General features: G+C 46.0%; 10 protein-coding genes. All 10 read right to left on the bottom strand.

What is annotated here, in order from left to right; translation table 11 throughout:
- Positions 1-38: 38 nt before the first annotated feature.
- Positions 39-1,277 (bottom strand): FAD-binding protein, encoded by a 1,239-nt coding sequence (locus tag ACPUYX_RS09760; RefSeq protein WP_426379469.1) that lies wholly within the window; start codon positions 1,275-1,277, stop codon positions 39-41.
- 5 nt (positions 1,278-1,282) lie between these two features.
- Positions 1,283-2,902 (bottom strand): anaerobic glycerol-3-phosphate dehydrogenase subunit GlpA, encoded by a 1,620-nt coding sequence (glpA, locus tag ACPUYX_RS09755; protein ID WP_426379468.1) that lies wholly within the window; start codon positions 2,900-2,902, stop codon positions 1,283-1,285.
- 126 nt (positions 2,903-3,028) lie between these two features.
- Positions 3,029-4,510: a glycerol kinase GlpK gene (gene glpK, locus ACPUYX_RS09750; RefSeq protein ID WP_426379613.1), complete on the bottom strand. Its 1,482-nt coding sequence runs from the start codon at positions 4,508-4,510 to the stop codon at positions 3,029-3,031.
- 59 nt (positions 4,511-4,569) lie between these two features.
- Entirely contained in the window at positions 4,570-5,289 is a 720-nt protein-coding gene (locus ACPUYX_RS09745; protein ID WP_426379467.1) for an MIP/aquaporin family protein, read from the bottom strand.
- Between the two features lie 567 nt (positions 5,290-5,856).
- Positions 5,857-7,257, bottom strand: coding sequence for an RNA polymerase factor sigma-54 (rpoN, locus tag ACPUYX_RS09740; RefSeq protein WP_426379466.1), 1,401 nt, complete (start codon positions 7,255-7,257; stop codon positions 5,857-5,859).
- A 41-nt stretch (positions 7,258-7,298) separates the two neighbouring features.
- On the bottom strand, positions 7,299-8,258 hold the full coding sequence (whiA, locus tag ACPUYX_RS09735; protein WP_426379465.1) for a DNA-binding protein WhiA: 960 nt from the start codon (positions 8,256-8,258) through the stop codon (positions 7,299-7,301).
- A gap of 68 nt (positions 8,259-8,326) precedes the next feature.
- Positions 8,327-9,700: a gluconeogenesis factor YvcK family protein gene (locus ACPUYX_RS09730; protein WP_426379464.1), complete on the bottom strand. Its 1,374-nt coding sequence runs from the start codon at positions 9,698-9,700 to the stop codon at positions 8,327-8,329.
- Entirely contained in the window at positions 9,697-10,587 is an 891-nt protein-coding gene (gene rapZ / locus ACPUYX_RS09725) for an RNase adapter RapZ (protein ID WP_088227140.1), read from the bottom strand. The genes ACPUYX_RS09730 and rapZ overlap by 4 nt, the downstream gene beginning before the upstream one ends.
- Before the next feature lie 33 nt (positions 10,588-10,620).
- On the bottom strand, positions 10,621-11,802 hold the full coding sequence (locus tag ACPUYX_RS09720; protein WP_426379463.1) for a sugar ABC transporter substrate-binding protein: 1,182 nt from the start codon (positions 11,800-11,802) through the stop codon (positions 10,621-10,623).
- Positions 11,803-11,817: 15 nt separating this feature from the next.
- Positions 11,818-13,593: a B12-binding domain-containing radical SAM protein gene (locus ACPUYX_RS09715; protein ID WP_426379462.1), complete on the bottom strand. Its 1,776-nt coding sequence runs from the start codon at positions 13,591-13,593 to the stop codon at positions 11,818-11,820.
- Between the last annotated feature and the right edge of the window lie 52 nt (positions 13,594-13,645).

Here is a 13,645-nt window from a genome sequence, read left to right as displayed (position 1 = left end):
CGTCAAGGATCCTCCTTCCCGTCTCAAGTGCATAGGCCCTAAATCATTTCAGCCGCAGCGCAGCCTGAGGTTACCGATACACCTCCGCCGCACCGTTGAGTCCAGGGATCCCAATGGGCCAACATTCTTCCCACGACATGGACATTATCCCAGATAACTTGTCCCAGTTTCGTGTCCAAGGGACGCAGACAGCTATCTGTTTCCACGCCAATTTGGGCAAAAGGCTGGGGAGCAAAGAACTGGGAAGCGCTCCACTCCTGGGGCACATATAAGGGCAGATCGAAAACGTCTTCCTGAATCGATTTTCTTTCTCTGCCTACTTTAATTCCGCCGCCTAAGAGTCCGCCGGTAGCCAGAATAAACGTCTTGGCTTTTAAGTGCAAAACCTTACCCATACTATGGACTATTATTTCCCGACAGGACTTAGGCTCCTTATCCGACAACGGCTCTCCAGTCAGAGCAGCTGCGCGGGCTCCGATCATTAATTCACCGCCCAAATCCGTAAATTGATGTTTCAAATATTCCGCAAAGTAACGGCCATGAGGACTTGGTATAAAAGAACTCATTTCTAAGACAGGCAAGGGATAATCCTTCCCATAAATTTTAGTGCGCGAAGCATCAAAGTACTCGCTGACCAGACTCGGCAAAACCACAGCGATTCTTTCCGCTTTGCTGCCTGCTCCTTGCTGCTCTCGTCGAATCGTTTCAATTTCCTGGGCGAGAAGGTTTTGCCCTTCCTTTGATCTCCAGATAGCTGCATAATCAATACCGGATGCACTCTTGCCCATTCGTTCCCATTCTCCAAGAATCTCCGTGTGTACTCTCTTTACCTTCACTTGCCATCCGGGAAATTCTCGGGCCATGTTCGACACTACGATTTCCGGAAAGAAATCCTTCAATCCTTCAGGTACTAACAGTACAAAAGTTCCCTGCTCCTGGCGATCTGGAAGCACCATGCTGCGGGGCATAAGATCACCTTTGCGGACCGTCCCTAAGACCGTTAAGGCATGCTGGAACTTGTTAGTTTCTATATATTCCGGGCAAAGCTCCTGAATAAAGTGTTTGCCACGGTCAATTGTCTCAGCGTCAAATAAGGAATAGGGGTGTTTCGGCAAATGACGCAAACCCTCTACATCTCCATAATCAAAAATCCCTGAAAAGTAATAGAGGGTACCGACTCCTTCTGTCACAATAAGCACCTTTTTGCCCCGTTGTGCGGCACGAATTCCTGCTGTCCAACCTGCTAAACCGCCCCCCACCACTATGGCATCCCACATTTTGCTCATTCCTCACTTTCAACTGCCTTAAAATCCAAAACGTTTAAATACAAAGCTCGTGCCAACTCGCTCTCACGCAGCTGATCTCCCCAAAGCACCGGGGTTATCCCCCGCCATCGTTCACTTAATAAAATCCGATATTCTTTCAGGGTTCTCTCCCAACTGCCAAAGGTATCTTTAAGCATAGGCGTCGAGCGATAGGTACAATAGGTTCCTTGACAGGTCCCCATTCCCAGTCTTGTCTTACGGCGCAGGTCGTCAAGGGAATGAACCGCTGGATCTTGGAGCGCATGGAGAACTTCGGCCTGGGTGACCATTTCGCATTCACAGATAAATTGTCCTAGTTCGGGTTGTTTTTCGATGGCTGCAATGACGGAAGCGGCTTCTTCGTTCAGACGTTCCATCATCTTATCCGCCGCCGCTGCTCCTATCAGTTGACGAGCCTTATTCCAGACGTCTGCCGGGGGTTCATGATGCAATGGCTCCTCAGCTGTACTGCAGGCGGTGGTGACATTTAATTTGGCGGCCACCCAATCCGTCACTTTTTCAGCCATTAAGCGATACGTTGTTAATTTGCCGCCTACAATGCTTACCAGTCCGCGAACCCCGTCTCGTTTCTCATGGTCAATGAGAGCAAAGTTGCGGCTTACCCCTCGGCCTTCATGCTCTAAGGCATCTTCGCTTTCATACAAGGGACGAATGCCTGCAAAGGCACGTAAAACACGGTGCTGTTCAATTTCTTCTGCGAGATCTTTGCCCATTTCCAACAAATACGAAACATCTTGTTCCTTAACCTGATTATCATCTGGCAGATCGACCATCTGTGAGGTTGTCCCCAGGATCGTTACGGTTTCATGGGGCACAAAGATATCCCCATCACCCGGAGTTCGCAGACGATTAATTACTCGATTGAACATCCGCTGATTAAACACCAGGAGAGAGCCTTTATTCTTCAGCATATGGACATTAAAACCGGACATAGCGGCAATCTCAGCCGACCAAGGGCCTGCGGCATTGACGACAATTTTACTGCGGATTTGTATTATCTCACCGGTAAGGAGATCTTCGGCATACACGCCTTTAATGTCTTTATTCTCTAACCAGAGGGATTTCACTTTACAATACGTACGATACGTTCCTCCGTATTTTTCCGCTGATTTCACATTGGCCCATAACAATTTAAAACCGTCGACCGTAGCATCCGGCACTTCAAAAACCCGTGCTGCTTGTCGTGACAGTAAAGGTTCGAGGCGAAAGGCTTCTTCAAGGGGAATCTCCTTCACCGGTATTCCTGCCTGGCCACATCCTTGTAGCCATAGCTGTAAATAACCCGGATCATCCTCGTTTAAATATACAAACCAGCCGGAGGTATCCTCGATACAATGAGCTGCAATGTGTTTGACAATCTTATTTTCCTCGATACACTCTTGGGCTGCTTTAGCATCTTTAACCGCATAGCGCGCGCCGCTGTGCAAAAGTCCATGAAAGCGTGAACTTGTCCCATGTGCCAGATCTCCTTGTTCCAACAAAAGCGCCGGGATACCACGCATACTCAAGTCTCTTAATATTCCAACCCCTGTCGCTCCTCCGCCGATGACCACAACTTGGGTCTCAATCTCACGCATCCATATTTCCTCCTTGCCCGAAATTAAGAACCACCAAAGAAACCGTTGTTTCGCAATGGCCTCTTTGGTGGCTTCACTTATTCTCAAGCCGCCTTATCTATTTTAATCGAAGTTCACAATCGTAACTCAGTCTTCTTCCCAGTCTTTCGTCCGTTCAACGGCTTTTAACCAGCCCTTGTATAGTTTATCTCTCTTCTCTGCTTCCATTACAGGCTCGAAACGCTGATTCAGCAGCCAGCGGTTTGCCAATTCCTCTTTGCTCTCCCAGAAGCCCACTGCCAAACCGGCAAGGTAGGCAGCTCCCAGGGTTGTCGTTTCAATGATTTCCGGTCTGTCAACCTTTGTTCCCAGGATATCAGCCTGGAACTGCATGAGCAAATTATTGGCAACTGCACCACCGTCGACTCTCAGGGATTTTAAGGAAATACCAGAATCGGCTTCCATAGATCCTAAAACATCTTTTGTTTGATAGGCCAGAGAGTCCAGAGCCGCGCGAATAATATGGGACTTGGTAGTTCCGCGAGTGAGCCCAAAGATTCCGCCCCTGGCACGCATATTCCAATAGGGAGCGCCTAAGCCTACAAAGGCAGGGACAAAATAAACGCCATCGGTGTCTTTAACCTTTTTGGCAAAATACTCAGAGTCAGGGGCAACGTCAATCATCTTCAGACCGTCGCGCAGCCATTGGATCGCTGCACCGGCAATGAAGATACTTCCTTCTAAGGCATACTCGACTTTACCGTCAATCCCCCAAGCAATCGTTGTCAATAAACCATGTTTGGAAGCATGAATTTTACTTCCCGTATTCATCAGCATGAAACAGCCTGTTCCATAGGTGTTTTTCGCATCTCCAGGCTCGTAACATGCTTGTCCAAACAAAGCGGCTTGCTGATCGCCGGCCACACCGGCAATAGGAACCTCATAGCCCAAGAACACACCGGCATCAGTATTGCCGTAGACTTCGCTGGAATTCCGTACTGCCGGCAGCATTCCCTTGGGTACATCCAGCATAGCGAGCAATTCCTGATCCCATTGCAATTCACGAATATTATACATCATTGTTCGGGAAGCATTGGAATAATCCGTAACATGGACCTTTCCGCCGGTGAGTTTCCAGATCAGCCAGGTATCTGTCGTCCCAAAGAGCAAATCCCCCTGTTCAGCTTTGGCACGAGCTCCTTCGACATGATCTAGAATCCATTTAACTTTCGTTCCGGAAAAATAAGCATCAACCACCAGGCCTGTTTTTTCCCGAACCATTTCTTCGCAGCCCTTAGCTTTTAGATCGTCGCAAATGGCAGTCGTTCTGCGGCACTGCCAGACAATGGCGTTGTAAACCGGCTTACCGGTATGTTTATCCCAAACCACCGTTGTTTCACGTTGATTCGTTATGCCGATCGAAGCAATTTCATCGACTTTTATGCCTGTTTTAGCAATGAGTTCGGCAATAACCCCGTATTGCGTACTCCAGATTTCTTCCGGATCATGTTCAACCCAACCTGCTTTAGGATAAATCTGAGTGAACTCCTTTTGAGTTATTCCCACAATTTTGCTTTCCTTATCAAAAAGGATTGCTCGACAACTCGTAGTTCCTTGGTCAAGAGCCATGACATAGTTCTTCACAATAAGTCCTCCTCATCTAATTATAGTCAAGTTTCTAGGAGTTTCTAGCCCAAGTAAACGATTTTGTAGAGAAAAGCGCCGAGTACGCCACCAATAATCGGGCCGACAACAGGTACCCAAGAGTAGGCCCAATCCGATTTTCCTTTTCCGTGTATCGGTAATATGAAGTGAGCAATTCTGGGTCCTAAGTCACGAGCCGGATTAATAGCATAACCTGTCGGACCGCCGAAGGATACGCCAAGGCCCCAGATTAAGAAGCCCCATAACAGAGGATTAAGTCCTGTCGTTGTTGCAGATTTGGAAATTCCGATGGCCAGTCCGACAAAAACTAAAACAAAAGTGCCTATAATTTCGGTTAATAAATTTGCTCCGTAACTGCGGATTTGGGGAGCCGTACTAAAAACCCCCAACTTTAATCCCGGATCATCCGTAACTTCCCATTGCTTCAGATACGCAAAATAAACAATAACTGCACCGAGAAAAGCTCCTATGAATTGAGCCGCAATATATAAGGGAACTTCTGACCAGGGGAATTGTCCGATAACCGCTAAAGCTATGGTAACAGCAGGATTCAAATGTGCTCCGCTGATTGGTCCTGTAGCATAAATTGCCAGAAGAACGCCGACCGCCCAGCCTAGGGTAATCATAAATGTACCGCCGTTATTTCCGTTCGTCTTCTTCAGCAGAACGTTGGCGACTACCCCTGATCCAAAGAGAAGGATGATCATCGTACCTATCATTTCGGCTAAAAATTTTGCTTCCAAATTCAAGTCCTCCTTAATCTTAACGCTATTTTTTATGTTTGCTCAAGAGGGTATGGGAACCGCTCCCACTTCTAGACGTAGGAATCTTACGATTGAATAAAGCAGTCTATCTATATATTAATGCCTATTTGATAAAATTATTGGAACAGCCTATACCCCCTTTCATTTATAGTTAATTTCCAAATATCATTGCCATCCCTTGCTTCTCCTATTTGGTTGGTCGGGCCCGATAACCAATAGGCAATTCACGCAAAATTCTTTAATATCGGAATTTTCTCTCCTCATTAGACAAAACAAAAAGCCCAATTACACTAGTCATTCTTAGGAACAACTAATATAACTCGGCTTCTCTAATACTCTAGCCTCAATCTTAAATTGTCTAATGAGTTTTTGAAATCCAGTGATGTATTGCTTGTCGGTGATATCAGTATATTCTTTCTTTTGACCTTTTTCAAGACTAAAATAACAAAATTTCCGATAATTCTTATTCCTTTATTCTCCTGAACTAGAAATATTAACGTTCAAGCAACTGTACTTTTGGTTATTCTCAAAATTGAAGGCTTTTCATCAATATCGTTTTCTTACCGTTGCTGTAGGTATTCCCAATTCATCCCGATACTTAGCTACCGTCCGCCTGGAGATTTCCATATTTTTAACTTTGAGCAGATCCGCTAATTTCTGGTCAGAGTAAGGACTCTTAGGGTTCTCTGAAGAAATGATCTCTCTCAAGGCGAGCTTGATTTCCTCCGTTGTGATGCTTGACTCACTGCTATGACCACGCCCCATGCCGTTGGCGAAGAAAAACTTGAATTCGTAAATTCCTCGCGGCGTTTGAACATATTTATGAGAGGTTGCACGGCTGACCGTCGACTCGTGGACCCCGATTTCCTCAGCAATGTCCCTTAAGGTGAGTGGTTTCAGATGGTGAATACCAAAGCGCAGAAAATCAGTTTGCCATTTCACAATGGCATTAGCAACTTTATAGAGTGTTAAGCGCCGCTGTTCAATGCTGCGAATCAACCAGGCGGCCGCGTTCAGCTTTTGTTCTACAAACTTGCGGGTATCCGTTTCTCCCTCATGGCTGAGAGCTTCTCGGTAGGTTTTGTTAATTCCCAGGCGAGGAACAGTAACATCATTAACCAAAATAATAAACTCTCCGCCAATTTCTTCAATGACAACGTCGGGAACAATATAGCGCACATCTCCAGGGCCAGAAAAACGCAGACCAGGCTTAGGGTCTAATTTTCGAATCATATCTGCAAGTTCTTGAACACGAGTAATTGACAGTTTCAGAGCATGGGCAATCTTTTGCAGCCGCCCTGCCGCCAGATCTTCAAGATGCTTTAATAATTCAGACAATTCCGGAGGGCAATTAGGAATAAGCGGAAGCTGAAGTCTCAGGCATTCTTCAAGACTTCGTGCTCCTACGCCTAATGGGTCCAGAGTTTGCACGGCCGCCAAGGCCATTTCCGCTGTTTCCAGAGGAACATGAGTCTCCCGGGCTATATCTTCCGGGGTCAAGGTCAAACCACCATTATCATTAAGGTTCCCAACAATATACTCAGCGACGTTTAAAGGGGCGGAAATTTTTTGAACATGAAGTTGTTCCAGCAAATGCTCCTGAAGGGTCGGAGCAGCCGCTATAAAAGGATCAAATCGCTGCCTTTCGTCTGGAGTTACCCGTTCCTGCCGAGAACGATTTTCATCTTGATCATGAAAGTAATCCTGCCAATCAACATCCCATTTATCATCTGAAGGACTTTCTTCCGCACTGCTGTGCTCCGTTTCACCTTTAACATCCAAATTTTCTTCCTGTGTTTCCAGTAAAGGGTTCTCTAACAGCTGTTCCTCAACATATGTGGACAATTCAAGTGCGGACAATTGTAAAATCGTAATCGCCTGTCGCAATTCCGGAGTCATAATTAGTTTTTGAGTCTGCTCTAAACTTAAGCCATATCCTAACCGCACCTAATCCCCCCCATCTCCTCTTAATGTCGCGGGATCAAAATTTAAACCATTAACTTAGAATTTCCTGTCTTTGCGCTCCTAATTCGCTCGGCTAATTCTTCAATTTTGCGCATTCGATGATTAACGCCTGATTTGCCGACTTTAGGCTGAAGCATTTCACCAAGCTCTTTTAAACTGGCATCCGGATATTCCAAACGCAGTTCAGCCATACCCTTCAGGGTAGGCGGCAAGGCCTGAAGCCCGATTGTATTTTGAATAAGCTGAATATTTTCCAGCTGTCTTACTGCAGCATCAACAATTTTATCCAGATTTGCCGTTTCGCAATTGACAAGACGGTTAACTTGATTGCGAACATCTTTAAGAACCCGGACATTTTCAAATTCCAAAAGGGCGTGATGTGCTCCAATAAAGCCGAGAAACTCCACAATTCGTTCACTTTCTTTAATATAAACGACATACCAGTGCTTCCGCATACTAACTTTGGCCCCTAATTTAAAGCGATTAACCAACTGGCATAATGCTTGGGCATGTTCTTCGTCATTACTTACGATTTCCAAGTGATAGGTTCCTTCAGGATTATTAATGGAACCTCCGGCCAAGAAAGCCCCCCGCAAGTAAGCCTTTTGATCACAACGTTTCTTGATTAAATCCGGCAAAATGCCATGGTATATTTGCCCATCTTCATTAAGCAAGCCGAGATTCTGCAAGTCTTCTGCTCCCCGGGGATAAATTCGAACCATATAGGAATTATTCTTGCGCAGCCTTAATTTACGCCGGACAACAATATCTACGGGCCGCTTAAGGACATCTTTGGCTAAGCGATAAATTTTACGGGCTACAGGAGCACTTTCCGTGATAACATTCAGGGTGTATTGTTGATGAGCACTGATTTGAAGGGTACCATCCATGCGAACTAAAGCCGCTAATTCTGCCAGCTCACAACACGGTTTTTGTTCGGATAAGCGTGCCAACTCTTCTTTGGTTACAGCACTAAAGGACAATGATCAGCCCTCCTTTATCGAGGTTTGAACACCAGGATAGAAGCTTGACTCACTTAATTATAAAACCTTTACGAATTTTTACGGAGCTTCTGGGATAATAAATAAGCATCGACTAGAGCAATACGTTCACCCATAGGTTTTAAGCGAAACAGTAAACGGATGAGCTCTTTCGCCAGAAGATCGGGATCATGACGAACGACATTTCTCTCCTGTACAAGGTTGGCTTCAAAATACCTGGCACCTAACCGTTCCACTTCTTTAGGGTCCGTGGCAACAGGAACAGCGTCTTCCTCAACGTAGCGCTGCAAAATTGAGGCCGTAATTTCTCCTTTGGTGGCCAATACTGCATCTACAAAACCAGGTCCGCAGTGATCCAGGATTGCTTTCAAATGGTCAGACACACTATAGCCATCAGTTTCCCCTTTTTCAGTCATAACATTACAGACGTAAACACAGGGAGCATTGACCTTTCGTATTTTATTGCGAAGACCGTCAACCAAGAGATTCGGCAAAACGCTGGTATAGAGACTCCCAGGGCCTAAAACAATAAGATCGGCCTCTTCCAGAGCCTTCAGGGCACCAGGTAGAGGAGTACAGCTGCTGGGATTTAAAGAAACCCGACAGATCTTACCATCAGTTTCCCGCACAGAAGTCTCGCCTCTTACATGCCGTCCATCTTCGAAATCTGCCATTAACTCGACTTGTTCCAAGGTCGAAGGAAAAACCTTGCCGCGCAGAGCAAAGACTTTACTGACTCGTTCGATTCCCTTTTGAAAATCGCCAAAAGTATCGGTCAGCCCTGCCAAAAGCAAGTTTCCCAGACTATGGCCTTCGAGAGTCCCGCTTTCAAAGCGATAAGAAAACAACGTATCCATAATATCTTCGGTGTCCGCGAGAGCCACTAAACAGTTGCGCACATCACCCGGCGGCTGAATGCCCATTTCTTCGCGTAAGCGTCCAGAACTTCCGCCATCATCGGAAACCGTTACGATCGCTGTGAGATTGCGCGTATAGTGTTTTAAACCGCGCAGAAGTGATGACAGCCCCGTGCCCCCTCCTACAACAACAATCTTTGGGCCTCTCATTAAATGTTGCCGGGCATAAATCACATCAACAATTTTACCTTCATTTCCCGGTAAAACACCGGAAATAATTGAATACAGCATGCGTTTAAAACCGATGGCAATTGCTAAAACCCCAAGGACACTTATAATCAAACCTGTCGGTATAGCTACGTGTTGAGTGCTTCCGGTAAGATGATAAATTATCTCCCGAAATTGCAATTCCGCATATCCCAAGGCTACCCCATCATTCATAACGGCAAAACCCGTAGCGAATAGAAAAATTCCAAAGACTGCTACCAGGAACCATCGTTTCACTTTCAAATTTGGGTAAAGCCATTTCAGATACTGAGCAATCTTCTCATGTCTTCCACTTCTCATCGAGGGGTTCCGCCCTTCCGATTTTTTGCGGCATCCCGATGTTTAATACTAATTGCATAATTGCGTTCCCTTAAAAATTGTCCAACCCGTTCAGCGATAGCCACGGAACGATGCTGACCGCCTGTACAGCCGATGCCGATGACTAAATGAGTTTTTCCTTCTTTCACATAGTTAGGAAGAATATATTCGAGCAACGCCAAATATTTTTCCATAAATTCCTGAGCCATTTGATTGCCAAAAACATAATCCTGTACTAACTTATCTTCGCCCGTCAAAGGACGCAATAATTCTACATAAAACGGGTTAGGCAAAAATCTAACATCCATCAGTAAATCAGCATCAAGAGGTATTCCATATTTGAAACCAAAGGAAATTACAGATACCGCCATCTGCCTGCCTTGCCCTTTAGCAAAACGTTCGGCAACCTTAGCCCGAAGCTGTGAGGCCGTTAAATCGGAGGTGTCAATAATTTCATCCGCTCGAATCCTTAACTCTTCGAGTTGCTGACGTTCTGCCTGAATCCCGTCTAAGACTCTTCCTTGAGGTGACAAGGGATGACGACGGCGAGATTCTTTATAGCGCCTGATCAAGGTTTTATCCGAAGCATCTAAAAAGAGAACTTGAAGATGAAACCCCTCTATCTCCAAATTGGTTAATGCTTCACTCAGGGAAGAAAAGAATTCCCCTCCCCGCAAGTCGCAAACAATAGCCGCTTTGGAAACCTTGCCGCGAGATTGAGCACATAGCTCGGCGAATTTTACTAAAAAGGTTGGAGGCAAATTGTCAACACAGAAGAACCCTTGATCCTCAAGACTCTGCATAGCCTGAGTTCTTCCAGCTCCGGACAAACCGGTAATTACAATAATTTCCAATCCTTCTTTATCCATTCTTTTCACCCCCTCTGCAAATTTATATCAAATCTAAGTACTTTTTGTTAAAGCTTTCAAGGCTTGAGTCTGGGCATTTGTCAAGGCATCCTGCGGACTGAGGCTTCCCGTCAAAGCACTGCTCCAGGCTGTATCCTGAAGAGAAATCAAGTTCCACTCCTGAGCATTGCCCGCTAAGACCCAGGCCTTTGAAAGAGCTCGATAAGCTTGGGGGAAGACTCCCGTTTGGGCTTCGGGAAGCTTATAATAAGCAGTATTTGCCGGCAGAAGGGATCCTGCCTTGACAAGAGCCCCCTCAGCCTCAGGCTGCAGAAGTGCCTTTTCAACAATTTGAATCTCCGGGCCAAGATCATTCGTCATGATGGCGGAATTCGCAATCCCGAAGGTTAAACCTAAAAGGGGCTCTCCCTGACCCGCCGTTAGATCGGCCAGGGAAATACATCCCCAGGGGACCTTTTTCTGATTTAAAAGTGCTGCCTGGCTCGCTCCTGCAATCACATAGGGCGTTTGACCATCTGCAAAGGCAGACATGGCCTGAGGATCAATTCTAAGAGTCTTTGCGCTTTGCCAGGCCATCAACTGCTGTAAAAACGCAAGATTACTGGGATCATCCAGAGAGGGTTTCCCCGCGTTCATCAACTTTCCGCCTTGCCCATTCCACCAAGCGGAAAGGGTCGCAGTATCCGCCGCCAGGACAGAAGTGCCTCCTTGGGAGGAAAAAAGGTCGGCAAGAGTACCCGGAGCACTAACCATATCTGTTCTGTAATAAAGCAGAGGAACATCTGTTAACCATGGTAAGGCATATTGGGTATCTCCAAAGCGAAAACCGGTCGAAGCAGCGGGAAAGCTTTCTTGATCCGAATAAGCAGTCTTGGCTAACGTTCCCTGACCATAGAGCTGACGAATAACTTCCCGCCGGGCAATGAAAATTTCCGGTCCCTCTCCGCCTGCTTCGGCCTGATAAGAAAAGGCTGCAAACTTCTCTTCGGGAATATATTTAAGTTTAACAATCACCTCCGGATGAGCTTTCGTTATGGCCTCAGCCTGGGCCTCTAAGGCATCCGCCTGAGCCCCGAGAAGTGAATGCCAAACTTCTATGACGGCAGGAGCCTGACCGCCGGGCTCTCCCGTCTGAGGTGCCTGAGAGCAGCCGATAACTAAGAAAATGATGATTAATAAGCAGAAAATACTGCGGGGTAGAGTACGGGAAATCATGGTTCTGCACTCCATTCATACGTGATAGCGATAAGTTCTGACTTGGCCCTGCTGATAAAGGAAAAGAAACCAGCCGGAACCAGATTCACCCACCTTTAAGACATCTGTCTCGAAATAAGCCACGGCTGTATTGCGATTCCACTGGCGACGATCCATGGCTGCAAACTCAGGAACAACATTGGCCCAGTGACCATCTCGCTGAATCTCTTCGCCGCTGCCCTTTGATTCCCCGCCGTTGGGCCGTTCTTCTTGCCCTTCGCTCCTGACAAAGTAGTCAGGAAGGGTTTTAGGGCGTTCCCATAAATAATAGTCGAAACGCAGAGCATCCAGAAACGCTTTCCGGCCCGGGGCTGCGAAGTTTAATGAACTTTCCCTTTGGGATTGAACCCATTCCATAAACTCCCACAATTTATCAAATAATGCTTTACCCGGCCATAAGCGCTGAAACCAACCGTTTTTTTTCCAATACTCGGCCAATTCATGGTAGAAGTCAAAGGCCGTAGGAAACATGTGAAGGGCTTCCCGCAAAGCATGAACGAACTTTCCCGAATTATAATATTTGTCAAGGACCTCTTCCATACGCTGCAATTGAAGCATTTCTTTATGCGACAATACTGCTGTTTCTAAAATAGTATATGGAGGCTCAGGGTTAAACAGAAGGCCATATTTTTGACTGTTCAGACGCAGGCCTGATCCTTTTAGAACTTTCAGAAATCCAAGTTGGAGCATATCCGGTTTGACTGCGTAAACGTCATTGAAGGAATTCCGGAAATTTGACCAATTTTCGAGAGGCAGACCGGCAATCAAATCCAGGTGCAAAGGAATTTGCAGTTCCTTCATTATAGGAACATATTTTTTCCAAGTTTCAAAATCCTGATGCCGAGCAACAATTTCTAATGTAGGTTGATAGGTCGACTGGACACCAATTTCCAGTTGAATCAAACCTTGGGGATAATTCCTGAAAAAATCCATCCATTCGTCATCTAACAGATCCCCTGCTATTTCACAGTGAACCCGCACCTGACTGGATAATCCCAGAGAACTGCACTCTTCGCGAACAACATCTAAAATCTTAAAAGCATGTCGTTTATGGGCATTAAAGGTACGGTCAACAAACTTAATTGTACGCGCACCTTGACTTATAAGGCGGCGAAACATACGGCGAAACCCTTCGGGCTCCAAATAACGAACGCCCTGAAAGGTAGAGGACAGACAATACTGACAGGAAAAAGGACAACCTCGAGTCGTTTCAACATAAACAATGCGGCCGGAAAAATCCTCATCATTCTCATAGGGAAAAGGAAGTTCATTTAAATCCGGTAATTTATCACTGGGAGGATTAACGATCACTTTCCCGTTATGCTTCCAGGCTGCGCCCTCAACCTGAGAAAGGTCCTCTCCCTTCTGCCAGGCTAAAAGCAGATCATTAAAGGATTTCTCCCCTTCACCGATGATTACCGCATCCACCTCTTGATGAGAGCTTAACAGGTCCTCGACGTCATAGGATACCTCCGGGCCCCCGAGCACGAAGCGAACATCAGGGCAGACGGGATGCAGCTGCCGAATGACATTCAAGACTTCCTTAATGTTCCAAATGTAACATGAGAAGCCGATGACATCGGCCCCGGTTTCATAGATTTCCCCGGCAATACGCTCTGGACGATCATTAATACTATATTCTCGCAAAATTACATCGGAAGTTACGGAACACAAAAGACCTTCTTTCAAATAGCGAAGGGCTAAATTTGTATGGACATATTTGGCATTAAGCGCCACCAAGAGAACACGCAAATGAGAATCCCCCTTCGCCCTAAGTATAGTCTTTTAAACCTTTTAATGCAAT

Origin of the sequence: Desulfosporosinus sp. SYSU MS00001 (assembly GCF_049943955.1) — a bacterium.
Taxonomy (GTDB): domain Bacteria; phylum Bacillota; class Desulfitobacteriia; order Desulfitobacteriales; family Desulfitobacteriaceae; genus Desulfosporosinus.
Note: the sequence above shows the minus strand (reverse complement) of the source record. Positions and strands in the feature narration are given on the sequence as shown.